20 protein-coding genes are annotated in these 24,685 nt (G+C 54.0%); 1 reads left to right on the top strand and 19 read right to left on the bottom strand.

All coding sequences use genetic code 11. From position 1 onward, the window contains the following. Positions 1 to 510 precede the first annotated feature (510 nt). From ACL02P_RS22070 to ACL02P_RS22005, 14 genes are all read right to left on the bottom strand, one after another. On the bottom strand, positions 511 to 1,353 hold the full coding sequence (locus tag ACL02P_RS22070; protein ID WP_412838086.1) for a hypothetical protein: 843 nt from the start codon (positions 1,351 to 1,353) through the stop codon (positions 511 to 513). Positions 1,354 to 1,420: 67 nt separating this feature from the next. Then, entirely contained in the window at positions 1,421 to 1,681 is a 261-nt protein-coding gene (locus tag ACL02P_RS22065) for a glutamyl-tRNA amidotransferase (RefSeq protein ID WP_227277961.1), read from the bottom strand. Positions 1,682 to 1,725: 44 nt separating this feature from the next. Then, positions 1,726 to 3,495: a VirD4-like conjugal transfer protein, CD1115 family gene (locus ACL02P_RS22060; RefSeq protein WP_144871741.1), complete on the bottom strand. Its 1,770-nt coding sequence runs from the start codon at positions 3,493 to 3,495 to the stop codon at positions 1,726 to 1,728. Next, a complete protein-coding gene (locus tag ACL02P_RS22055) occupies positions 3,482 to 3,673 on the bottom strand; it encodes a hypothetical protein (RefSeq protein WP_144871743.1) in 192 nt (63 codons plus the stop codon). Before ACL02P_RS22055 ends, ACL02P_RS22060 begins: the two co-directional genes overlap by 14 nt. 47 nt (positions 3,674 to 3,720) lie before the next feature. Next, positions 3,721 to 4,626 carry a hypothetical protein gene (locus tag ACL02P_RS22050; protein WP_144871745.1) on the bottom strand — a complete coding sequence of 302 codons (906 nt, stop codon included), beginning with the start codon at positions 4,624 to 4,626 and terminating at the stop codon, positions 3,721 to 3,723. Continuing rightward, positions 4,623 to 5,519 carry a PcfB family protein gene (locus tag ACL02P_RS22045; RefSeq protein WP_144871747.1) on the bottom strand — a complete coding sequence of 299 codons (897 nt, stop codon included), beginning with the start codon at positions 5,517 to 5,519 and terminating at the stop codon, positions 4,623 to 4,625. Before ACL02P_RS22045 ends, ACL02P_RS22050 begins: the two co-directional genes overlap by 4 nt. After that, complete coding sequence (locus ACL02P_RS22040; RefSeq protein WP_144871749.1) at positions 5,437 to 6,852, bottom strand: relaxase/mobilization nuclease domain-containing protein; 1,416 nt, start codon at positions 6,850 to 6,852, stop codon at positions 5,437 to 5,439. The genes ACL02P_RS22045 and ACL02P_RS22040 overlap by 83 nt, the downstream gene beginning before the upstream one ends. Before the next feature lie 14 nt (positions 6,853 to 6,866). Continuing rightward, complete coding sequence (locus ACL02P_RS22035; RefSeq protein ID WP_144871751.1) at positions 6,867 to 7,226, bottom strand: plasmid mobilization protein; 360 nt, start codon at positions 7,224 to 7,226, stop codon at positions 6,867 to 6,869. 280 nt (positions 7,227 to 7,506) lie between these two features. Then, positions 7,507 to 7,824 (bottom strand): type II toxin-antitoxin system RelE/ParE family toxin, encoded by a 318-nt coding sequence (locus tag ACL02P_RS22030; protein ID WP_412838085.1) that lies wholly within the window; start codon positions 7,822 to 7,824, stop codon positions 7,507 to 7,509. Next, positions 7,802 to 8,092, bottom strand: a complete 291-nt coding sequence (locus tag ACL02P_RS22025) for a type II toxin-antitoxin system Phd/YefM family antitoxin (protein ID WP_412838084.1) — start codon at positions 8,090 to 8,092, stop codon at positions 7,802 to 7,804. Before ACL02P_RS22025 ends, ACL02P_RS22030 begins: the two co-directional genes overlap by 23 nt. Positions 8,093 to 8,256: 164 nt before the next feature. Further along, positions 8,257 to 9,207 carry a DUF3991 domain-containing protein gene (locus tag ACL02P_RS22020; RefSeq protein ID WP_412838083.1) on the bottom strand — a complete coding sequence of 317 codons (951 nt, stop codon included), beginning with the start codon at positions 9,205 to 9,207 and terminating at the stop codon, positions 8,257 to 8,259. A gap of 49 nt (positions 9,208 to 9,256) precedes the next feature. Continuing rightward, positions 9,257 to 9,541, bottom strand: coding sequence for a hypothetical protein (locus tag ACL02P_RS22015; RefSeq protein ID WP_412838082.1), 285 nt, complete (start codon positions 9,539 to 9,541; stop codon positions 9,257 to 9,259). 181 nt (positions 9,542 to 9,722) lie between these two features. Continuing rightward, positions 9,723 to 12,221: a helicase-related protein gene (locus tag ACL02P_RS22010; RefSeq protein WP_412838274.1), complete on the bottom strand. Its 2,499-nt coding sequence runs from the start codon at positions 12,219 to 12,221 to the stop codon at positions 9,723 to 9,725. 3,584 nt (positions 12,222 to 15,805) lie between these two features. Continuing rightward, on the bottom strand, positions 15,806 to 16,147 hold the full coding sequence (locus ACL02P_RS22005) for a TnpV protein (RefSeq protein WP_227872724.1): 342 nt from the start codon (positions 16,145 to 16,147) through the stop codon (positions 15,806 to 15,808). A 298-nt stretch (positions 16,148 to 16,445) separates the two neighbouring features. Between ACL02P_RS22005 and ACL02P_RS22000 the strand changes: the two genes are divergently transcribed. Beyond that, positions 16,446 to 17,042 carry a hypothetical protein gene (locus ACL02P_RS22000; protein ID WP_174719587.1) on the top strand — a complete coding sequence of 199 codons (597 nt, stop codon included), beginning with the start codon at positions 16,446 to 16,448 and terminating at the stop codon, positions 17,040 to 17,042. On the opposite strand, the gene ACL02P_RS21995 is transcribed toward ACL02P_RS22000, so the two are convergent. From ACL02P_RS21995 to ACL02P_RS21975, 5 genes are all read right to left on the bottom strand, one after another. After that, complete coding sequence (locus ACL02P_RS21995) at positions 17,017 to 17,286, bottom strand: helix-turn-helix domain-containing protein (RefSeq protein ID WP_412838081.1); 270 nt, start codon at positions 17,284 to 17,286, stop codon at positions 17,017 to 17,019. The two genes, ACL02P_RS22000 and ACL02P_RS21995, sit on opposite strands and share 26 nt — an antisense overlap. Positions 17,287 to 17,307: 21 nt before the next feature. Next, a complete protein-coding gene (locus ACL02P_RS21990) occupies positions 17,308 to 17,595 on the bottom strand; it encodes a hypothetical protein (RefSeq protein WP_412838080.1) in 288 nt (95 codons plus the stop codon). Between the two features lie 183 nt (positions 17,596 to 17,778). Next, positions 17,779 to 19,197 (bottom strand): group II intron reverse transcriptase/maturase, encoded by a 1,419-nt coding sequence (gene ltrA / locus ACL02P_RS21985; RefSeq protein WP_036646752.1) that lies wholly within the window; start codon positions 19,195 to 19,197, stop codon positions 17,779 to 17,781. A 487-nt stretch (positions 19,198 to 19,684) separates the two neighbouring features. Continuing rightward, the gene (locus ACL02P_RS21980) at positions 19,685 to 23,509 is read right to left on the bottom strand and encodes a DUF5704 domain-containing protein (protein ID WP_412838079.1); all 3,825 of its coding nucleotides are present in this window, start codon (positions 23,507 to 23,509) and stop codon (positions 19,685 to 19,687) included. Next, positions 23,510 to 24,622, bottom strand: coding sequence for a copper amine oxidase N-terminal domain-containing protein (locus ACL02P_RS21975; RefSeq protein ID WP_412838078.1), 1,113 nt, complete (start codon positions 24,620 to 24,622; stop codon positions 23,510 to 23,512). Positions 24,623 to 24,685 lie beyond the last annotated feature (63 nt).

Raw genomic sequence — 24,685 nt, 5'->3', positions numbered from 1 at the left:
GCCATGTAGACGCCATTAACGCCCTCGGACTACTACGGCGGCTCCGTTGCCATGCCGGATTTTCAGCGTCATCTCTCTTGGCTCCCGCCTTGAGATTTATCACCTTTTGGCATTACGCATAGCTGTAAACAGCGTTCCGGTTTAGGCAATCTCCGTTTAGGTTTACGGAAACACAGCTTGTTGTGATGTCGGATGGGATTTTCGCCCGTTACTCGCTTATTGCGATTGGTCGTCACGGATATATCGCGGTTGGAAAGCTCATCGTTCCTTCCGCCGTGACGCACGGCTTCTCAATCATCCTTACGCCGTCGGCTCGGCTATGCCCCCTTGGGCTATCCTTGAAGCAGTATAGCTTTCATCCTCGTTCACAACATTTCATCTCGCCGCTCAGTCGTGGATAGATGATTTCTCCAACTCGCGGCTTCACCAGTATGCTGCACTCCCCGTCAGGTTTCCCCTCCGGATAAACTGGTCGATGACAGCGCGGCGCGTAATGCGCCCGTTATATCTTTACGCTGCTGCCTTGCCAAGGGCAGGATTCCACATAAACCCGCGCACAGGCTTTGTGCCCATGCTTACGGACGCACTCAACTCGCCAATGTACGTCCACACCATCGTAACCGCGCCTGCGCCTTCATCGACCGCCGGGGGAGCGGAGGCAAAGGCGGAGTAGATGATGCAGGCGAGTACGATAATCGCTCCCTCCAGACAAGCGGCTGCATACCCTTTGAGAAACGATTTGCCGATATTTTGGCTCGGCTCCCCGGCAAAGGCGGAGAGCGGAACGGGAGCGATGGCCGTATATAAATAGATGCGAAAAAACCGTCCGTACACCGAGAGTATCATCACAAAAGACAACACCATGATGAACAGACTGCCCAGAAGGGAGACGACCCACAGCGGAATGCTTTGCCAAAAGCCGACGTCTTCAATCGCTTTTGCAATGGTGTTCGGCAAGGTCATGGCCTCCGTCTTTCCAAACCCGGAACGTCCCATCATCGTGGAGATGATTCCCTGAACAATGGTAAACAGCGCCATCATGAGCTCCAGCCCGTAGGTGACGACCGCTTTGGCCAGGACAAAGCGAATAAACAGCTTGACGGCCATCTCCGGCTTTTTCATTTCGGCGAAACTGCCGGTCGTTTTCACCACGCCAATCACAAAAAACAAGACCAGTAGCGCCAATCCCGTCGCCTGCAACGCGCCGTGAATGTCGGTAATGACGCGCCAAACGCCGCCGCCCTTGAAGTCGGCCGGCGACTCGGTGACAAGCTGCCAGATTTCGTTCATTTTCTCGTTCCACGTATCGAGCGCATGTTCGAGATTGTCAATAATCCAACTGTTTTTGGCCATATTCTCACCCCTTTTCTGTAGACGGGGAACGGACAAACCGTCCGTTCCCCTCATTTGCGACTCCCGTTTATCCGGCAATCAGGGTAAGAATTTCCTTCGTGAAAGTAATGATAATCCCGCCGGCGAGCGTCAGGAACCCGTTCGCTCGCTGGGAAGGATCGTGAGACTTGAGCGACAATCCGATCTGGACAATGCCGAAGCCGAGTATGATCATGCCGATGGCCCGGATTAAGCCGAATATGAAAGTGGACAAATTATTGACCGTCGTCATCGGATCGCCCTCGGCATAAGCGGTAGAGACGAATACGGTTCCCGTTAACATCAGCATGATGTACAGCGCCAGCAGCCGTTTCCTTTTGATTTTCAATTTCATCATTCCCTTCGTAAAAATAGCGACTCCATGTCTTCTTCCGATAGAAGCTCATACTCTCCGTTTTCATCAAGCGTCACGGTTCGCCAATCCAAAGCGTGTTCCGTGCCGCCATGCTGGAAGGGAGGACCTTTGCCATCCGTCGTGAGCGCGACATGGGGATGCCTGAGCAAATCGTATTTGTCGTCTTGAACAGGACGCTCGCCGCGAATAAAGAGCAGGGCATAGCGGTTATCGAGAAGCCGCACCTCATCGGGCGTAAGCAAGTCGCGGCCGGACAACTGATAGTTGATCGAATAACTGCCGCTGCGGCCCTTGCTTTGGCCGTATGTGTTCGTGTCGATCGTTTCCTTGCCTAGCAGCTCCGAGACGTATTTGTGGGTGGATTGTTCATTGCCGCCCAGGTACAAAAACACGTCGCAGTTCCCCACGATCGATTCCCACGACTCCTTATACAGCGCTTTGAGCTGCGCCAAATTTTGCAGGATGATGGAAACCGAAATCTCGCGGCTGCGCATGGTGGAGAGCAGCTTGTCGAATTCATCGGGCAAGGCAACGTTGGCGAATTCGTCCATCACGAAATGCACGTGCACCGGCAAGCGTCCGCCGTGCCGGTAGTCGGCCTCATACATCAGGCATTGGAAAAGCTGGGTGTAGAGCATCCCGACGATGAAGTTGAAACTGCTGTCGTTGTCGGGAATGACGGCAAACAGCGCCGTCTTCTTTTCTCCCATGACAGCCAATTCCATTTCATCGACCAGGCTCATCCCGGCGATCGAATGCAAGTTGAACTTCTCCAGCCGAACGCCGAGGCCGATCAAAATCGATTTGGCCGTTTTCCCCGCCGCCAGCTTGAAGATGTTGTACTGTTTGACCGCCAAATGCTCCGGGTCGCGCATGGCCAGCCGTTCAAACAACTCGTCCAGCGGACTCTGGTAGGTTTCGTCTTCTTCCCGCACTTCGGCTGCGGCGATCATCTCCATCACCATCGGAAAATTCTGTTCCTCCGGCGGCGCTTCATAAAGCAAATACAACATGAGCGCCTCCAACAGCGCCGTTTCGGACCGTTCCCAGAACGGGTCATTCGTGTTGCTGCCCTTCGGCGTTGTATTGCGTATCAGGTTGGTGACCAGTTTCAGCACATCCTTGTCGTCGTGCAAATAGGCGAAAGGGTTGTAGCCGTGGGAGCGGTGCGGATTGATCAGGTCGAGCACCTTGATGTCATACCCTTTGGCCTTGAGCAGATGGCCTGTATCCCGCAAGATTTCGCCTTTCGGGTCGAGAACGACGAAGGACGTATGCGCCTGCATGACGTTCGGTTTGGCGTAAAAGCGCGTTTTGCCGGAGCCGGAACCGCCTACGACAAGCACATTCACATTCCGGCGATGCTTGCGACCGTCGAGTCCGATGCAAACCTGCTTGGTTAAAATTTTGTTTTGTTCCTGCTGCTTGCTTCGATATTTGGCGCAAATACTTTTCGCCCGGCCCCAACGGGCGCTGCCGTGCTCCTCCCTACGCCGGTAGTTTCGCGGAGAAGCCAGATAAACGCCGACGCCGAGTCCATAAGCCAGCGTAAAAAAGAGCAGACAGCGGGGCGTGTCTTCCACCCATCGGATGTCAAAAGGGCGGTAGATCGCCACGCTCAGATGCTCCACAATCGCCGGCAGCCCCCTGGAAAGAAAAGGAGCGGTGAGCAATGCCGCCCAAACGACGGGAATCAAAAAAACCGCAAAGAGTATCAAATGACTCCTTGCGGTTTCAACGCGCCTCATGGTGACTCCGGCGTTTATGTTTTTGATAAGGGGCTTCAATCGTTTTGAGCAACAGTTCATCGACGGCATCGGTGGGGCGCTTCTCGCCGATCAAATCGTTACGCAGCGCATTCAGCGCATGCACCACAATGCCATGCTCGTAATGATCCAAACAGAGAATCCGTTCTTCTTCCTTCACAGGCGCTCCCTCCTGAACAAAAATTGAACATGTCCCGCGCGGCGCTCCTATCTTGCTGGTTCTGTCCGATGCTGCTGCCGCTGCTGCGCCAGCATCCGGTTCATCCTGCGGGCAATGTCGTGCGCGGTATCTTTCATCACTGCCAGTTCGGTGCGGATTTGCTGCGGCTCCATGTTCTTCAGCTTCTCCGGCACTCGATGGAAACGAAAGGAAGACGTGTCTACGCCGAACTGTTTGCACAGCATGTAAGAGGCGCAGTAAGCATGGAAGGTATATTCGGAACGGCTGTAACGACCATCGCCGCGATCCACTTCCGCATGCGCCAGCTCCTGCGCGAGCGACCGGAAAATGTCCCCGGCATCCATGCCTCGGCGAATGAAAATATTTCTCGTATCCGGCTGGTAGAGCGCATGCGTTTCCGGTGGGAGCGCATCGCCGATGACGATCGGGACAGGGGTACGATCCATCAAGGCTTTGATACGCATTCGGTCGTCCGGATAGGTCGGTTGTTCCCGTTTTGGGTTGGCCGTCGTTTGCGCGATGTCGAACATCTTTTTAAGGTTATAACTGATGCCGGTGCTGCCGTCTTCCCTCCGGTACTCCTCGCCCGGCTCCAAAATATAAAAGCCGGTTTCCTTGCGGCGAATAAACACGCCTTGTTCCTTCCACGAATCGAAATCGGCGATGCGGGTCGCCTCCGGCCGCTGCGTGAGAATCAGAAGCGCATTGGATACGCTGTAGCGGTCGAAACGGCTTTGCACATCCAGATATCGTTGAAATTCATCGCCGCTTTGCGAGATGGCGGTCGTGGCGGCATCAATCGTCTCGTAGGCCCATTGCCTGAGTTCCTGCTTTTTTTGTGCCCAGGCTTCCTTGTCAAAAGGTTGCTCGGACGAATTCGCGGAAGAATGGCCGGATGCTTCCTGCCGGAATAAATCGTCCAGATTGTTCATTTCGCTTTCCCTCGCTTTCGGGTTCCGATTGGTTTGGTTTTGCCCGTCTTCACTTTTCCATTATTTCGCTCGCTTCGCTTGGGCAGAGACGATTCCTTGACCATCTGACGCCGTTCTTTCTCCGCCTTCCGATTTTCTTCCCGGATCTCGCGCAGCAGTTCGCGGATCGATGGCCGCTGCTGCACTTTCTCGGCTTTCGGTTCAATCATACCCCTTGCGGATGCTTCGCTGCGCCCTAAGGTAGGCTCGGACGGATGGGGCGGCTCCGTCGTCGCCATCGCGGGGTTTGGGTTGCCGTTCGCCGGGGAAGTTGGCTGCGCCGATTCGGGCATCTGCATAAGTTCGTCCAAAACATCGTTGGTGCTCTTCTCCGCAGAAGTTCCCTTGACCGCCGCTCTTTGTTCCTCCATCTGCTGACGGGTTTGGTCCGGTGCTTGTTGCCGGTGTTGCCCGGATGTTGATTGGTCGTGCTGATTCCCGGCGCGGGATTTCTCAATTTCGCTTTTAATGCTGGCCGTATCCACGGTCGCCAGTTTGAAGCGTTCGACAATGCGATTGATTTTGGACGCGTCCTCGGCCCGTACCATCACGTCGCATAATCCATCGACATTCTTTTTGTCCCGCAGGGCACAGTACAGGACGCCGTAACGTTTGGCCTCCTTGCAGAACGTGGGCAGGTCTTCGTTTTTGACGGCAAACACTTTCAATTCCTTGCCGCTGCGAAGCAAGCTTTCCAGACGGATGCTGCCCTTCGTCCGCTTCTGCCCTTGCAGGGCGGCAAACAAATAGACGGCCAGATGCTTAGCGCCTTCACCGGAAATCTTGGCCATTACCTCGATACCCCGCAGACTCATGTTGACGACCTGATCGGCCGCCTCGGCTCCACTGCTCATGGATGGAATCCTCCCTTCGTAATGGTTGATTTTGCTTGTCGCCATGTAGTTTAGTCATCATTTCACCGGATCGGGCAAGGATGCCCGCACACAGCTTCACCTCCTTTCGGAGCGTGGCAAGCCGCTTGGATAGTACGTCTATTTGCTCTTTGTAAGCGACGATCCGGCTTTCCTCCTTGCAGCGGCGGAGGCGGTTGTATAGCATTCTGCGCTCGCCGGAGACTAGGCGCATCTCTTGCCGGGCGACGGATACATAGTCCAAAAGCTGCTCTTTGCTGGAGATACGGTGCTGGCAAAGCAGTCTGGTCTGCGCGGTAATAACCGCCAAATGCCGCAAGTCTTCCCGTAATAAAAAAGGCGTCCTTCTCACGGACGCGCGAAAATGAGGCCATATGCCCATCTCATATAAATAGCGCAGGTACAATGCTTGCAAGCCGCTGAACTTCCTGCCGGATCGAAGCGTTCCTTTGCAAACGGCGCGCCTGCGTCGCGGCATGGGTAAAGACGGTTGCCGCCGGGGGAGACGGTTTCGCAAAATCCGCTGTTTCAGGGCCTCTTCCGTATAGTCGTCTCCCAAGCTGCGCAAACGAACGAAACGTTCCTTGCCCGGTGGACGCACTGCCATATGCTTCACGGTCGTTTTCACTTCATAGCCTTGCTTCTGCAACGCGGCGATAAACTGGGTCCATGTCATCGATGCCGCAATCGCCTGATCTATATCGGTCCGAATCAATCCTCGCCAAGTCGGCTTGCCTTCCCGATCCGCTTTCCATTCTCCGTAATGTTTGGCCTTGCCCGGCTCGGGTTGCTCGATTACTGACAATGCATGTTCCCGGCATAACCGGTCGGATGTTCTCCGCAGAAGGGCGTAGGAGGCTTTGTTGTCGTAGTACCGTTTTCCGTCCATAAAGGAGACGGAGTTCAGCACAAAGTGATTGTGCAAATGCTCCTTGTCCAGATGGGTCGCTACAATGACTTCAAAACGGTCTCCCCACAGTTCCTGCGCCAGTTTGACGCCGATGGCATGCGCGGTCTCCGGCGTAGCTTCGCCCGGCGCAAACGCTTGGTAGCCGTGAAACGCGACTATGCCATCCATCTTTTGAAATTGACGCTTGGTACGCTGCATTTGCTCGTAAGCGGTAAGCGGATCGCAATTGATTCCGCTCACATAAAGCTGTTCTTTCGTTTTGGCATCCGCTTTTGCATATCCCAGCACCTGCCGCAAGCCTTCATTCTTCACGGCGCGATCTTGCGCTGTTTTGTCGGGATTGGTGGCGTAATCAAGCACGCGCTTCAATCGGTCGGTGACATCCCATATTGCCGTCGTTGCCATACGTGACGCCCCCTTTACGGCGGATGTACATTTGGAGTCGCTTGCTCGGTTCTTCGCTCCGGTTCAGTCACCGCCTGTTGAATCTGCTGAACAGCGCGGCGCAATTGATCGGCCTCCTGTTGAAAAGCAGCCCGATCCAGATGCCCGGTCGCGTGCGCCCTCGCCGCCAATTGATTGAGATTGTTGCCAATGGCGTGAAGCTCGCGCATCATCGCGTAATAATCCAGCGGCGGCAGCGCCTTCGGGACATACCCATTGATTAAGAAACGAATAAAGGCTTCCTGAGAAAGCCCCGACTTTTTCACCTGGCTCGCGAGATGCTGCTGCTCCTTTTCATTAAGACGAACCAAAACAGGAATGTTGCGTTTCCTCATCGCATGACCTCCATCCGGAAACCGGCTTCGTAAAGCGATCCTGTTCGTAATAAACAATACGTCTTGCCTACCATCTCGTCATGAAACTTTTGCGTCCAAACGGAGGGGTCTTAGGGGCGCTGCCCCTAACAAGCGAATTTGGCTAGCCAAATTCAGTGCTTGCTACAACACGAGACAGTCGTCTCGCGTTGCCTTCAAAAGCACCCGCCGGGAACAAGAGAGAACCCCACAAACACAAAAAGACGCCGATTCGTTCAGCGTCTTCCTTAGAACTATTTTGTTATCGCACCAACCAGCGGTAATCCTGGCGGCAGTCTACAATGAAATCGACATACACGATTTCATCCTGAATCTGATACAACACCAGATACCATTTTTCCACAAACATCTTGTGGTACTTGTTGGACGGAATAAATTCCGCTTCGAGAAAAGGATAACGTTCCGGCATTTGCGCCAAGGAACGTATCGCATGCAGCAATTCGTTTTTCGTTTTTCGCGCCGCATCCGGACTTTTCTCTGCGAGAAATCGCACATGAGCCGCCAGCATTTGGCGGGCGCGATCGGAAACGATGATTTTATATCGGGGCATCTTTTCCATGCTGCACCTCGTCAATAATGCCCTCCAGGTAAGCGTCCAGTTCATCCGGCGTCACACCAACACGGCCCGCCAAACGATCTTCTTGCACAGCGAGCAGTTCTTCGCGCAGCTTTAACATCTTCTCGCGACGGGAAAACGTATCAATGTCCATTACGACAAGATCGCCTTCACCGTTCTTGGTCAGATAAACCGGTTCCCCGGATGTTTTGCATAGATCGGCGATTTCATTATAGTTTTGCCGGATACTGGCGGAAGGCTTGATAATCATCTTGGTCACTCCTTGCATAGCTGTATATTGATCTTATTATACCTATTACATGCTATACAATCAATGCGGCTGCGCTTATCCCCATCTATTCACATCTTATCCACATGCTGTGAAAATTTTCCGTAGCCCAGAAAGAAAAGACGCCAACCGTTCAGCGTCTACCGCTATCGGGATGGTTCACCGCGTCTTCTTCGGAATTCCATCAAATCGTTGTTTACATCCTTTCCGAACTTAGGCGGCTCATCGGATATGAGAAGGGCGGGGGAGAGGAGCCTCTGCATCGTGGCTGCCGCCAATCGCCCCGGCTCATCATTGTCCAGGTGCAGGACAAGTCGATTCACCTGGGGAAAGCACTGCAAGTAATGCGTTAGGGCAGACGGGGGAGTAGAGTCCTCCCCATTTGTCCTGGGCCTGTATATTCCGGCCAGCGACAGCTTATGCGCCTGCCGCCAATCCCGGCCAGCGAGATGTTCCAGCGTACAGTAGGATAAGAGATCAATAGCGCTCTCAAACAGATGCAGTTCCGTACAGTTTCCCGAGGCCGGAATGGAAAACGAATACCGCTTGTCGCTTCCAGCGGCTTCCCCCATATAACGAGTGCTTGTCGTACCGCGTATCGCCGCATAGCGCGGCGTTCCTTGCTGATCGAAACCGACGAATACCGCGTTGTGATAGCGGCGGCTTTCATACAAACGCCCCGTTTCGAGACAGTAGTCGATCAACGTGCGATGGATACCACGTTTGCTGAGATAGGCCATGACGCGATGCGATGTATGATTCGGTTCGGGAAGCTCAAACCGCGCTGGAGATGAGCGTTGTTGCAAAGATTGCGAAAATGCAGGTGCGCTGCCTGGATGAACGCCTTCAATTTGCAGCACCGCATCGGGAAAAGACATGCCCCGCACTTTGATCAAATAGTCCAGCGCCGAGCGTCCGCCGATCCCCCTTGACCACCAGTACCATTTGCCGTTGGAAATTTTCAAGCTGTCGTGTGACCGGGTGGTGTAGACATTGCGAGAGCATCGAACCAGTTCTGCCGGCTCGTGCATATGCAAATATGTGAGCAGGTCCAGTCTTTTGGCACGTTCGATCTGTTCCTTGTTTACATAGCTCATTGCCGCGGCTCCTTTTGGAAATCCAGGCAGCGTCCGATGGGTATATTGTTCATCGTGCCTTACCCCTCTTTTTGGGGTACGTATAAGCTCTGCCTTCCTTCAACTTCGTAACGCCTTTCTTTTTCATGAATGCGTCTAAATCGCCTTCATAAACTTGACTGGTCACCCCGTTTGAGTCGCGGATGTAATAATACGTGTCGCCAAATCCGTTTTTCTCTTTGGATATCAACTCCAATGACGGCACGGTTTCTCCCTCCTCGATCAAGCCGGTTCCATAACAAAAAGGCGGCAGAATCGGACAAAAGCATCCGCCGCTTGGGATGGCATACAACATGTTCATTCCTCCGGAAATGAGAAAAGGACCCCAAAACCGGAGTCCAATTCATCATGTGATTTATAACTTTAACAAGTGAGCTATCTTCGACCTGTGAAATGCTCGCACCGATACCATGTTCTTTTCCGTAATGGTCAGCAAGAAGTTCCCTTTCAGGGGTAGGAACGACGGTGTCAGACCGTTATCGCTCACGGCCCACCACCCGCCGTTCCGGCGCTTCCGGTTCTTCGTCCGGCACGCTGTCCACGGCTTCGTTTTCTCGCTTGTCCATGTTGAGCAGCGCATTCAATTCCGCAAGACGCGCCGCTTTCGTTTGCAGCTCCTGCTCCTTCTCGAATGGAGCCGCGATTTGTTCCTTCGCCGTTTCCATTTGCTGCCGCAAGGTGGCAAGCTGCTCGCGGGCATGCTCCAGCTTCGCAGGCAAGTCGGACAAGGCATTGTTGATGCGGCTTATGTTGCCGCCCGCATCCGCTCCGAGCGTCACCGTATGAGCGAGCGCGCCGCGCAGCGTAACCTTGTATTCCTTATGGAAGCTGTCAAAGGACAGCCAAAAGGAAAAGCCCCGGTAGCTGCCGATTTCCTGCGGATCGGGCGAAGTCATTCCTTTGCAAGCGTCCAGCAAAGCCGCGCCCGCTGCCGCCCTCTCCGAGTAGGTGTAATCTTTGACCGTCATGCCGGGGAATTTATCTGCCCCATCCGCCTCGGATGCCAGAGAACGTGTATACAAAGCAACGTCCTGTTCATAGCCGGCAATTCTTTCCTCCGTGGACTTGATTTGCTGCGGCAGCACTTTGAGCAGCCGGTCCTCCAGCGCATAGCGCTGGCTCAAGTGGTTGGCTTTGAGCAGCTTCAATTTGGATACCTGAATGTCCAGGTCCATTTTCTCTTTGATGTACGGGTTGCCGGTCGCCAGCGCCTTCACCTCGGCATAGGAGAGAGCCGTCTCGTCAATATCCTCGGCGGAACGGACAGGCGATTTGCTGGTCATGATCTGCGAAATGAAGCGCTGCTTGTTTTCGAGTGTCTGGTACAAATACGCGTCGAACGTGTTCTCCGTAACATAGCGAAAAATATGCACCTCGCTGTTCTGATTGCCTTGCCGGATAATGCGCCCGCTGCGCTGCTCCAGGTCGCGCGGACGCCAAGGGCAGTCGAGGTCGTGAAGGGCAATCAGCTTCGTTTGTACATTCGTTCCCGCGCCCATTTTGAATGTCGATCCAAGCAGTATCCGAACCTGTCCGCTGCGTACTTTGGCGAACAATTCCTTTTTCTTGATCTCGGTATTAGCGTCGTGAATAAAGGCGATTTCGTCAGCCGGGACACCTTTCTCCATCAGCTTGCGCCGCAGCTCGTCGTACACATTGAAGGTACCATCCTGTTTCGGAATGGACAAATCGCAAAACACCAACTGGGTCAACCGCGTCTCCTGATGTTCCTCCCAATACCGGAAGACATTGTCCGCGCAGGCGCTGACTTTGCTGCCTTCGTCGTCGGGAAGCAGGGGATTCGCCAGCCGCTGATCGAGCGCCAGTTTGCGTCCGTCATTGGTGATCGTCAGCATGTTGTCCTCGTGCGGCTCCACTTCTTTCGCCCGCACCCGTTCGGCGCGGCGGGCGAGATCCGCGACCATGTCACGCTGAAAGTCGCTTGGCGGCACTGCAACATTGTGGAAATGGGCTTTCGGTACGGGAAGCTGGAGCATGTCCGCCGTCTGGATATCCGCCACTTCCTTGAACATATTCATCAGTTCCGGCAAATTGTAAAAACGGGCAAACCGGGTTTTCGCCCGATAGCCCGTTCCTTCCGGCGCAAGCTCGATCGCGGTGACGGTTTCGCCAAATGTCGAAGCCCAAGCGTCAAAATGCTGCAATCCCTGCCGCTTGAGCCGCTCGTATTGCAAATAGCGCTGCATCGTATACATCTCAGTGATGGAGTTGGAGATCGGCGTCCCCGTCGCAAAGATGATGCCCCGGCCTCCGGTCAGTTCGTCCAGATAGCGGCATTTGGCAAACATGTCCGACGACTTTTGCGCTTCGGTTTGCGACAGTCCGGCCACATTGCGCATTTTCGTATAAAGAAACAGGTTTTTGTACGAGTCGGCTTCGTCCACGAATAGACGGTCTACGCCCAATTCCTCAAAGGTCACGACATCATCCTTCCGGCTCGTGTCGTTCAGCTTCTCCAGCTTGGTCTGCAGCGTCTTTTTTGTTTTTTCAAGCTGTTTGATCGCATAGCGTTCGCCTCTGGCTTCCTTGAGTTCCCGGATGCCGCTTGTAATTTCCGAAATCTGTTCGTACAGTTGCTGCCGTTGCCGCTCCATCGAAATCGGAATTTTCTCAAACTGCGAATGGCCGATGATGATCGCATCATAATCGCCGGTAGCAATCCGCGCACAAAACGTTTTGCGGTTTTTCGTTTCAAAGTCCTTCTTGGTCGCCACCAGAATATTCGCCGACGGATATAGCTGCAAAAACTCCGCCGCCCACTGTTCGGTCAGATGGTTCGGAACGACCAGCATGCTCTTGTTGCACAGCCCTAGATGCTTGCTCTCCATCGCCGCGGCGGTCATCGCGAACGTTTTTCCTGCGCCGACACAATGCGCGAAAAGGGAGTTGCCGCCGTACAGCGCCCGGGCAACCGCATTGACCTGGTGCCGGCGGAGCCGGATTTCCGGGTTCATCCCGGTGAATCGGATATGACTGCCATCGTATTCGCGTGGACGGATGGCATTGAACCGATCATTGTACAGACGTGTCAGCCGTTCGCGCCGCTTCGGGTCTTTCCATATCCAGTCGCGGAACGCTTCTTTCATCATCTCCTGCTTTTGCTGGGCGATGGCCGTTTCCTGTTTGTTCAGCACACGCTTTTCCACGCCATCCTCATACACGGTGTCAAATACGCGCACGTCCCGCAAATTCAGCGTATCTTCGAGAATTTTGTACGCATTGACGCGGTTGGTGCCGTACGTGACGTTCGCCTTGATATTGTTGCTGCGGTCATCGCTTTTGCCTTTGACGTTCCAGGCAGCCGTATATTCGGAATACATGACATTGATGTAGGTCTGGTACATCGGCGGCGTGTCCACCAGCTCAAACAGAAATTGCCGAATGTCTTCCGACGGCAGCCAGGTTGCGCCCAAGCGGACATCAATTTCGGAGGCGTCCAGGTCTTTCGGCTGCACCGCTTCAAGCGCTTTGACGTTTTCGCCGTAACGTTCGGCATCGTATGCGGCAAACTGTCTGGCCACACGCAGCTTCTCCCGCACATTGCCGGACAAGTACGCATCGGCGGTTTCGTAGATCGGCTTACCTTCCTCGTCCAGATTTTCGGGATTGGGGAAGATGACGCCGCGCAGCTCTTTTATCAGTTGTTCTTCCGTCCAACCGGTTAGCTGCGCCATATACGGCAGATCGACACGGGCTTTTGCGCCGATGGAGACGGCAAGCGCCTCCGAAGCGGTATCCACCTGTTCCACGCGGATGCGCTGCCGGATGGTGCGTTTGGTGAACATATCCGCCTTGCGCAGCAGCCGTCCTTCCTCGTCGATGATTTCCAGCGAGCAAAGAAGAAAGTAGGAACTGTCGTCCGAAAAAGCAAGGCTGTTGGCGCGGCTGTTGATCAGGCCGTATTGCGCCGTAAACCGGTCATACTGCGCATTCAGCTTGCGCTGTTGCTGCTCTATCATCTCATCGCTGTAGTCTTCGGTTTGGTACTCGATCAGCTCGCGCACGGTGTCCCGCAGCTGAATCATTCCCTTGATGCGGCCTGCCGCCGTAGCAGAAGTGTCCACACGCCGCATTCGGCTGTTCTCCCGATAGTAGATTTGTCCGTCCACCAACGCAAAGCTGAAATTGCGCACAGTCGGATCAGCAGGGAGAGAAGGTTCTTCTTCCTCCGGCTGGTCTTCCCGTTCCAGCTCCGCCCATTCGGCATGGATGCCCGACAACGCTTCGCGCAGCAGTTCATCCAGATTGGCGTCCGGGAATGGCTTGCAGGACGTTTCCTGGCGGTTGCCGTACATCCGGTCGTCAAAAACCATTGTGCCCAGCACCATATCGGGATGTTCCGCGAAATAACGATTCACCGGCACACCGTCCGCTGTCTCGGACAGGGATAGCCATGCTTCGGTTTGCTCGCTGACGGCGACCATGCGATCCCGTTTCTGTAAAAAGATGATGTCGGCAGTTACTTCGGTTCCGGCATTGGCCAGAAACGCATTGCTCGGCAGACGCACCGCTCCGAGCAGTTCGGCGCGTTCCGCAATATATTTGCGAACCGCCGGGTTCTGCTTGTCCATCGTTCCTTTGGACGTAATAAAGGCGATGATGCCGCCCGGACGCACTTTGTCCAGTGTCTTGGCGAAAAAGTAATCATGGATGAGAAACTTGTGTTTGTCGTAACGTTTATCCGCCACGCCATAACCGCCGAACGGCACGTTCCCGATGGCGAGATCGAAGAAGCTGTCCGGCAAATTCGTCTGTTCGTAGCCGCTGACCGCAATCGACGCCTGCGGGTATAGCTGCCTGGCAATACGGCCGGTAATGCTGTCCAGTTCCACGCCAAACAGCCGCGAGCCTCGGATCGACTCCGGCACCAGTCCGAAGAAATTGCCGATGCCGCAGGACGGCTCCAAAATATTGCCGCTGCGAAAGCCCATCGATTCCAGACAGTCGTACATCGCCTTGATGACGGTCACAGACGTATAATGGGCATTCAGCGTTGACGCGCGGGCGGATGCATATTCCTCCGGCTCCAGCACATTTTTCAGTTCCGCATATTCGGCTGCCCACTGCGTGTTCGCTTCGTCAAACGCCTGCGGAATGCCCCCCCATCCAACATATCGAGCCAGTATCGCCTGCTCGTCCGCTGTCGCTTGCCGCTGCTCCTGTTCCAGCTTGTTCAGCAGCCGAATTGCTTCCATGTTCCATTTGAACTTCGTTTTTGCGCCGCCATGCCCCAGTTCATCATCCGTAATCCGGTAGTTGACAGCCGGGACAGACGGACGGGCTGGCGCGGTGCGGCCGGCCGCACCATCAGAGGAAAGGGAAGTGTCTGGCTGCGATACGGTCTCTGGCCCTTCCGTCACCGGCTTCTCCTCCGGTAAAACCGCATCTTCCGCCGTTTCCCATGCCGTTTCGTCAGTCCATTCCGATTCCTGCTCTCCGGTAATCAAATGATCGTTCAGCGGGTTTTCGCGCAGCATTCGCTCAAAATCCCGGCGATTCACCTCTTTGATGAAGAGCGGGAACTGACGGTCTTGCAGCACCACTGTTCGTTGCTCCAGCTGCACAACTTCATATTCGTCCGCACCAATCCAGACCGTGCTGCCTGCGTCATAACCGTAGCGCGCCCGTTCCCGATTCACAGGCGTGTGTTCCGGTTCCGCTTGCGCGTCCGGTCGGGAAAGCCCCGACGATGCATCCGGCTGCGGCACATCGGACCTGTCCAATTCCGCCGCTTGCAGCCGCAGCTTTTCCTCCTGTTCTTCCGCAAAGGCGGGCAATCGCTCGGCTTCCTTCCGGTTCAAGTAACGACCCGCTGCCAGCAGTTCGCCGATACGTTTCTGCACGTTCATCCACGGCAGCACCACCTGCGTATCCGGGTTCATGATCGAGCCGCGGGTCAGCGTGATGCCTTTGCTGTCATAATTCATGTGAATATCCGTGCCGATCAGCGCGGGAAGACGCCCGCCGGTCCCGTATTCCCGTTTCAGGAAATCGGCGTTCTCCTGTGCGGACAGCGACTGCTGGAAATGCAGCGCAATGCGATACTTGCCGTTCTCAAAACCGCTGCCGTTTTGCAAAATGGCGTCAATGACCGCTTGCGGCATGAAAAAAGCGGAGGCTTTTGCGTCCTCCGCTTGTTCCATCCACAGCGTCTGTTGCTCGATGGATGGTTCTGACTTTCGCGACAAGTCAAATTCGTTCAACAGCATCATGCTGGCGAGATGCCCGGCGATGACACCCCAATCGTAAAAGCTTTGCGCCGTGCGTTCCTCCGCCGTCCCTGTCCACAGATGCAAAACGTTGCGATACGGTTCAAATCCTGCTCGTACGCCTTCATCAAGCGTCAGTTCGGTGATGCCTGCCGGAAACAAACCGCGCACATACAACATGCGCTCGCGCTCATCCTCGTGAGCAAGGAAAAATGCTGTGATGTCCGACTTGCTCTCCCGCAGCGGCGCGGCTCGGAGCATGCCATTGATGATGGCATGGTCATGAAAAAACGGAAGACCTCGGTCCTCCGTTTCCCGATCAAACCATTTTAATGATAAATCAGTTCCGCGAGAATCAGTTCCTCCGCCTGCTGCTTCAGGTTGTTCATGTGTCCCGTCCAGGCCAGCGGATCGCTCGCCTTGTCCGGCGCCGGGTGAGACGCGAGCAGCTCCTGCATCGTCCGGTCGATCTGCTCCCGCGCTGTCCGGTCGACTTCCGCCAGATGTTGGTTCAACTGCCCCGACAACATCAGATGGGCGTACATGCCCTTCCGCTCGGTTTTCAGGAACGTCTTGCGCATCATCCCGTACTTCCCGATGGTCGTCTCCGCTTCGCTCAGCGTCAGGTTGGGCAGCAGATAATCCCCTTGCGGCGAGTACGTCAGTTCCATGTTCATCCTTCCTTTCTTGTCGAGTAGCTTCATTGTGCGGCAAGGAATCGGGTCTTGCAAGGGTATGAAACGATTGCCCCTCATTTGCATGTTGTGCATCCCGACGCAGTGCTCGGACGGTCGATTCCACTTCCCGTAGCATCATCTCGGACACATCGCTGATCGCTGCGCCCAAGTGGGATAATGCTGGAAGCGTATTGAAATAACCAATGGAAGACAAATCCTCGGTGCTAATGTAAAGTTCGGGATTCAACTCGCAGCGGGTTAAGGCCATATAAGCGACGGCTTTTTCAGACGCTTGTTTGAACAACAATTCCACATGCGGAACGTCCAGGTCCTCAAGCAAACTGTTCTCCCGCTCTTTCATCAACTCCGCCACATAATCGGCGCTGTTGTCATCCACCGCATTCCGCGCAGCAGCGAGCAACGCGGCAGGCAGATCCGCACGCCGTTCGCTCTCGTCCGGCGCTCCGAACGCATTTTCCAGCGTTTCGATCACATGAGCCGTGTCGCTGTCCTGCAACCGCCAAAGCGACACCTGCGGCTGGCGTCTGCTTTGGGTATCCGATACGTCAAACACATGGCGCAGGCCCAGGTGGTTGCCTCGGTCTTCAATCAGGGCAATCCCTTTTGCGCCGCGTTTCACCCAGCGATCCAGCCGCTTGTTCCAGACGTCAATCGGCGCGCAGGCCGTTGCGTCCGGACGTTGGGCGTAGATCAACAGTTGATCCTGAAACGGATATTTATAGTTCCAGGCCGCCGTCCGCAAAAAATCCGCCCACCGCTCAGGCTGATTCGTTACCGTGCGAGCCGTGCCGGCAGCCAGTTCGACGATGCGCTGCAACTTGGCTGTCACGAGAGCACCTCCCTTACCGAAACGTTATTTGATTGGTGAGGCGAATGCCTTCCCCCTCCGAATAACGGGCCGTAATCCGAATGAGTCCAATAAGTTGCAGGCGATGCAGATTTCGGCGGACAGTGGAAGGAGAGAGACCCACCTCCAAAGCCAGCTTTTTGCCGGACAACAAGACGCAGCCGTGCCGCCCGCCCGCGCGGTCCATCAGGTAGCTGTACAATAGCTTTGCTGCAGGAGGGACCTTCGCTTTGGCCAGCAGTTGATACCGGGTAAGATCATTCATAAACTTCCTCCTCGGCAGACGCTAACGCTCCGGCGACCGTTCCGACAAACGATCCGGCCGGATGTAGCAGTACAGATAGAAATTGTAGTCTCCCGCATGCGGGAAACAACGCAGGTAGTACCGATGGCGCTCTGTTTGAAAACAAAAGCCGTATACGCCGGAATGCCACGCCCCCGATAATCGGGCCTCCGGATGCAACATGCAAAGTTGATGCATTCGGCTGCGGCTTTGAAGCCATCCCTGCTCCGTCAGTGCCTGCACAACCGCATCCAGTTCCGCCCGGAAAGCCGGCGTTTTTAGCGTTGGCAAATGCTCGAACCAGTTTGCCCAGAATGTCTCGCCGCTGCTGCCAAAATAACCGCGCAGATGCCCGATGCATCCGCGTTTCGTATCCTTCTCTATTGAAGCAGAAATCGGGTAGGAGGCTACCCATTAATTGGGCAGCCGACCTCCCACACCACCGTACGTACCGTTCGGTATACGGCGGTTCCATTAGGAATGCGCAGTAACTTGTCGATAATAATCAGAAAAGAAAAGGAATCCGAGGTTCTTCAGCCTATTGTTACCGAGGGACTTCGAGAGGATTGGGCTATTGGAGATTCTCCAATAGCCCTTTCTTGTGTTTGCGTATTCCCACGCCTTCTGTTCATGAATTCCGAGCGATATAAGCCTTTCGAGTTTCGTCCTCACTCGTTTCCATTGCTTCCAGAAGACCATTCGGATACGCCTTCTCATCCATTTATCAGTGGTTTGGAGTAGTTGTTTCATGTCAGCAAGCTTGAAATAATTTACCCATCCCATGATGTAACGCCTAAGCTTCAGCGCCCGGTCGGTGTTGCCCATTCCGTTGCTTCTCGACGTTAGCTCTTTCACTTTAGCTTTCATCTTGGATACGGATTTGGGATGGATTCTGACCCGCGTTTCCCCTTTGCTCTGGTAGAATGAGAAGCCAAGAAATTTAACTTTTGTCGCATCGTCCACAATCGTTTTCTCCCGGTTTACCTTGAGAAACAACTTCTTCTCGATGTAAGGGAGAATTTTCGTCAGGGTACGCTCCGCACTCCTCCTGCTCCGGCAGAATATGAGCATATCGTCTGCGTATCGCACGAATCGATGTCCTCTTGCTTCCAGTTCCTTGTCCAATTCATTCAGCATGATATTGCTGAGAATCGGACTTAGGTTCCCTCCCTGCGGTACGCCGATTTCCGTGTCCTCAAACTTATGCTTCACGACGACTCCCGCCCGGAGATACTTATGGATGAGCGAGATCACTCGTCCGTCTTTGATCGTTCTTGAAAGCACCTCGATGAGCTTGCTTTGGTTGACGGTGTCAAAGTATTTCTCCAAGTCCATATCCACCACGTAACGATATCCCTCTTGCACGTATTGTTGGCTTCGTTTCATCGCGTGGTGTGCGCTCCGTTTGGGTCGGAATCCGTAGCTGTTGTCTGAAAACTGCCTCTCATAAATTGGCGTAAGCACTTGGGCGATTGCCTGCTGGATGACTCGGTCAACCACTGTTGGAATGCCAAGGTTTCTCTTCTTTCCGTTCTCTTTGGGAATCTCTACCCTTCGAACGGGATTCGGGCGGTACTTGCCGCCCAAGATCAGTTGCTTGATGGTCTCGCCGTTGTCTCTGAGATATTGTAGAAGTTCATCTACTCCCATCCCGTCGATTCCGTGCGATCCCTTGTTCGCTTTGACTCTCTTGAATGCTTCGTTCAAGTTGTCCCTGCTAACGATTTTCTCAAGCAACCGGTCCTTCGACTCGGTTGCGTTGGTGTCGTCGGTTTCGGTTATCCTCGCAGGACTGTGCACTCCCGCATATCCTTCGTGTTCCGCACTATTCTTTTGCAGAGAGTCTTCCGTTGGAAGTTGGCTGCCCTTGGCTCCTGTTTCGGTAACTTTCATTGACTTCACCTCCTAAGGTTCAGCCCTTCCCTCGAACCGTCGACTGTTCGCAGTACTATGGCGTCTGCTGACTTCTCATGATAAATCTTGTTTCAACCGTGATTCGAAGTGCATCTCCTCACGTCCATGAGACCTCCCACGGTAAGACGATTCACTTTCCTTCCATATACCCACATCATTTACATTGGTACGTCCGTGTAGTTAATTGGACTTCGTCTTGTTTAGCAGACTCATCCCGTATCCTATGCCTGATGATGTTCGTGTTCCTTGGGCCGGAAGTTTGCCTCCAGCTTCCTTTGGATTCCACCTCGCGGTGGACACCCTTGCTCTTGGCTAGTGGTTGGTAACTACAAACCCCCACAGTGGACTTTCTCCACCTAGTTAATCGCCATGCGTGGCACACTAAAAATAGGCCGCGTCCTGCGACACGGCCGTTTGCAGTTTTTCCAGCATATTCTTTTCCTCCCGGCTGGTATAGAAGTATCCTCTAATGGGTTCCCCCTGTGCCATAATCGTCGTAGCTGGACAAATCGGCATGATAAAAGACGACGTCGCCGTCCAGCAAGGAGAACGTTGCCCCGTATGGATCGACGAAGCTGGGCTGAAACCCTTCCATCCGCCACTGATTGTCCAGCGGCGCGTTTTTGTATTGCAGATGCCGATGGTTCAAGTCTTGATTGCGGATCGTTTCGATGTTGAAATTGACGATGATGTACCCATCCTTCAGAAATACGGGCGCATGATCGTCCAGCCGGTGCGTGCGGCCGTACTCGGCCAGATTGAAGCCTTTCGGCACCACGTACGGCGCGGCGGGCAAACTGTAGTCCCCCCTCCACCGCTGCACCGAAGCGTTGGCGCGGGCCGCATCGATGCCGGAGGGCACCTGCATACTGCCAACAAACGTCCGAAGCTGAGGCGGCAGCAGCATGATATCGTAGCCGCCCACATAGGTCGGCTTCTGCGCATCCTTTACATATTGATCGATAAACGTCTGCCTCGCTCCGGGCGAACCGTTCAGCGACCAAAGCGTTGCGGCGGTGCCGGTCAACTCCTGCTTCGGCACATTGCGCAGGCGAGCGTCGAGCGTCACATACCGTTTCTCCACATCGTCGCTGGAGCCAATACGAATAAACCGCTGACTGCCTGAATGATAGTACAGATCGACTTCCTGCCTGTTCTTCCCCTTGCTGTCCACAAAATAAAACGTCGGTGTAATGAGGATGCCGTCGCCCGAGCCGAACATGTTGCCTTTCGTCATGACTTCGAATTTGACATGGTAACCCGTTTTGACCGCAACATTTTTCTTGCCGCTCTCCGGGTGACTGCCTTGCCGTACCGGCAGCACGTAAGGAGGGGTATTGCCGCGCGGTGCGCCGTCAATGCCTTTCGTGCCGACCCAGTAGGCGTTTCCTGTCGGCGTCGCGCTGCCCTTTTGGGTGCGGAACACCGATTCCCAGGCAAAATCGGCAATGTCGGTGATGCGGAAATCATAGAGACGTCCGATCACTTCCACTGGAACCACCTGCGTAGCCACATGGTTGGACAAGTCCAGATTGGCATTCATCTGGGACGTAAAGGAGGCCGGACTATTCTCGGCAAACGTTCGGAATAACACGTCGTAATGGCCCTCGTCCACCCAAACGGGCAAGTAGAAGGTCGTCTGCAACTGACCGACCGGGATGGACACCCACGTGTCCTTGGGGACGAACGACGTGCGATCCGCTTTGTACACATCGAACGGAAAGCGTACCTGCTTGTCCCTCACATACTTGGCATAATCCCGATTTCCGTAGCCCTTGATGTCCATGTGCGGGCCGCTTGTCGGAATCGTCACGGAGAAGGGCCGGTCCAGAATGAGCGCCGACCGCCCGGCAGTCGGCTGCGTTTTCTGGTTGTGGGCCTGATCGTCCGACACCGAGGCGTAGTTCACCACCGGCGTATGCACCGTCACCGGATTGATGCCGCCGATCGGATAGCTCTTGTTTTCTCCGCCGCCAATGCCCTTAACCAGTGTATAAAAGATGGTTCCGGTGCTCGGTTGATTGGCTTTATTCGTTTTTCCGGCATCAATGACATAGCCAGAGCCGTACAGCACATCTTGCCCAATCATTGGCGGAGCTGGAATCGCTCCCGGCGTCGGACCTTTTTCCTCAACGATTCGATTGTCCATGATTGTATTTCCGTTAAAAACGAATGAGTCATTTTTCACCTTGATCTTGCCGATGGCTTTCTCGGCCTCGTTGGTCCAGTCCTCGTTTGGTACGGAAGGCCGCCTGGAGCCGCCGGAAATCGTTTGTCCGGGAAGCGTCACATTCGAATAGACCGGATCGATGATATGCGCGTTGAGCGACGCATCATGCGCGGCGGAAACGGTTGGCGGCGCATAGCCATTCGGCTCCAGCGTCACCGTTCCCGACGGAAGCGCATAATTGGAGACAATCGCCTTCTGAATGCCGTACACTTCGAGATTTTGAATCGTCCAGAAGCTGTACTTGCGTTCAATCGAATAGTTTTTGGTGACCGTCTGTGTATCTGAACGCGGAACGGTAATGGTGGTCGGATTCCCGTCCGCATCGGGCGGGCCGGATCGCGTCTCCGTCCAGGTGAGGGTATATGTTTTACTCACCTGAATCGGGTATTGCTTCGTGCCGGTCGTTTCCGTGAACGTGTTGCGATACAAGTACGATTTGGCCAAAGCGTTCACATACAGGTTCTCTGAAGTCGGAATGCCTTGCAGCACATCAAATTTTTCTGCGCCGCGCGCATCCGCCTGAATGACAGCAGAAGCGCTTGGCTCCATCGCTTCGGCCTGCTGGGAAGCGCCGGGCTGCGGTTTTCCGTCGCCGTCGCCTTTGCGTACCGTATGATCGGATGTCGAGTCCCCCGTATTGCCGTCCACATCCTTCACAACGACGGTGATTTGCACGCTCACTTTGTCGCCGGACGTGAACGGGATTTTGATCGGAATCGTTTTACTCGTTGACGTGCCGGAGAGGTTTCCGGTTTTGTCGCCCGTTTGAACGAGCCTGGCATTTCGAATATCCGTGATTTCGTATGACTGCAAATTTTTTAACGACTTGACTTCAAAAACAAAATTCCCGTCCACTTCGGTCACGTTTTGGTCGACCGTTTCCGGCGCTTCAATCCGGGACGCGACCGTTACCGAGGAGGGAATTTTGTAAATGCCGATAAAGTTGGAGCCGCCCGATCCCACCAGAATGGAGCGCTCTTTGAGCTTGGGGTCGCCTTTTTCCTGAATGAACAGCTTCTCGTCGGGTTTGTTATTGTTCGTAATGTAAGAGCGGATGATTTCATACGTCTGACCGCCGGAAGTGATTTGTCCTTCGAACGTATGGTTCGCTTCCTCGCCGGTTGCGAAAACGCCTTTGTCCACTTCTTTGAGTTTGGTGCCGTCTTCTTTTTGATAGATGGCCTTCACCGGATTGTTCTCCGCATATTCGGCAACCGCGTCCGTTCCGCCCAGATGCACCGTAAAGCTTCGCGTTCGCACCTTCGGATTGGTTTCCGGGTCTTCTTGCAGCCAGTCTTTCCGCGTCGGGTCCTGCTTGGGCGATAAATAGGAACGAACGATCGTATACGTTTTTCCGTTGTCCTCAATCGTTTCGGGAAATTCATGATTGATCGTTTCCCCGACTTTGTACTCGCCCTTTAGAAATGTAACTTCCGGTCTTTGAATGACTATGCCGTCTACGGTTTTTGCAATGACATCGACGGGAAATTCCGCGCTTCGATAGGGTACATGAATGCCGAAATAATCGTCCAAGTCGTCCGGGTGCGCCCAAGGTTCGGCTCTCTTGATCTCATCTAACGTATAAAAGGGCCCTTTGCGCACGTTGCCGTTTCCGTCGATGGACACCATGATGGCATACAAATATAAGTCGTCGTTGTCTTTGATGTCGCCCATGCCCGCGTTCCACATGCCTTCCGTGACAAGCGCCTCGCTGACTTCGTAATAGGTCGTGACAGGCTGGCCGGGGATCGGCGGATTCGGGTCTTGTCCTACTTGCCGTACTTGCTGGTCCAAAAATGAAGCATGTTGGCCGCTTCTCGGATCGCCACACTGCTTGGGCGTCGTATTCGAACATAATTGGTCACGGCGCACCGTCCAACCCGCGGTTCTGTATCTAATAGACGATGTTGCAGCCGTACTGGTGATTTCAAAGCTGATTTTTCCTGCCTCAGTTCTTACTTTTGGGGTTTCGGCTTTCGCTGTGAAAGGAAAACCCGAAAATAAAAAAGAGCATGCCAGAAGCACGCTCAACGCCGATTTTATGAATTTGTTTTTCTTCATCTATTCCGAGTCCGCCTTTCTGATGAAATAATTGCGGAATAAACTGGCTCCCGGATCGACTTTCAATGTACTGCCCCAATCGCCGCCAACATTCGTGGAAAGGGAAATATCCGCGTAACCTTCGTACCAAACCTGCTTATCGAATTTGCGATCATTGGGGAACCGCTCATCGTACAGCAAATTTTTACTTTCCGTGAATGAGTTGAATTTGATTCTAAACTTGGAACGTACATAATTATTTCCAAACCCGTCTTTATAGATCATGGAAGGCTCGGGATCAAGGTATCCTTCGGTCTGAATCTTGTTTTCTTTAACCCACTCCACATACCGCCGGATATATTTCAATTCCGCATTGGAGCTTTGCATTTTCGTGGCGAATACCGCCTGCGCCCAAGAATCGTCAATCGTTTTGTAGTCCACATTCAGCCACAGCGCGCCGAACATTTTCAACCGGTTCATCCATATATCCACGTTTTTCTTATTGAATTCCGGTATGGTCGAATAGAGCACTGAAGAAACCTTGCTGTCCGTAGGATGCGAGTAGGGATAGGCCATTTCATAGGCTTCATTCGGCACATCGGCAAGTATATAAGGATAATCTTGCGCATTCTTGGGCAGGTTGGTTGTGCGAATCAGGCGGCCCCATTCATCGTACTTCGCATTGGCGTCTTCTTGTGTGGAAATGAAGACGGTCGATGTCGGGCTATCCCAATTCACTTCCGCCCCCAGCGCTTCGCTGACAAAACGCAGCGGGACAAACGTCCGGCCGCCGCTGGTGATCGCCTTCGAATCGAAGGCCACTTCTTTACCATTGACGAGCGTCTTGCTTTCGCCGATCGTAAGCACAATATGCAGGTCGTCCCGCTCAATCGGTACGGTCATGGTTTTGGGCTCCCAGCCTACGTTCGCGCCCATCTTTTCCGCGATGAATCGAACCGGCACGAGCGTCCGGTTGTTTTCATCGACAAATGCTTGCGCATCGGGAAACCAGATTTTTTGTCCGTCCATGACGACGCTGACAAAGGACGGAGGGTTGCTCGCCGCGCTTGCCGTTACGGTGAACAAGCTGCAAATCATCGCGGCGACAAGTCCTGCAATTACCCATTTTCTCACGCCATTCGCTCCTCTCTTAATATGGATCATGACAAGTTTGGAAGATTTCGACTGTTAGGTTCA

Source organism: Paenibacillus sp. MB22_1, assembly GCF_047200555.1.
Classification (GTDB): Bacteria; Bacillota; Bacilli; order Paenibacillales; family Paenibacillaceae; genus Fontibacillus; species Fontibacillus phoenicis.
Note: the sequence above shows the minus strand (reverse complement) of the source record. Positions and strands in the feature narration are given on the sequence as shown.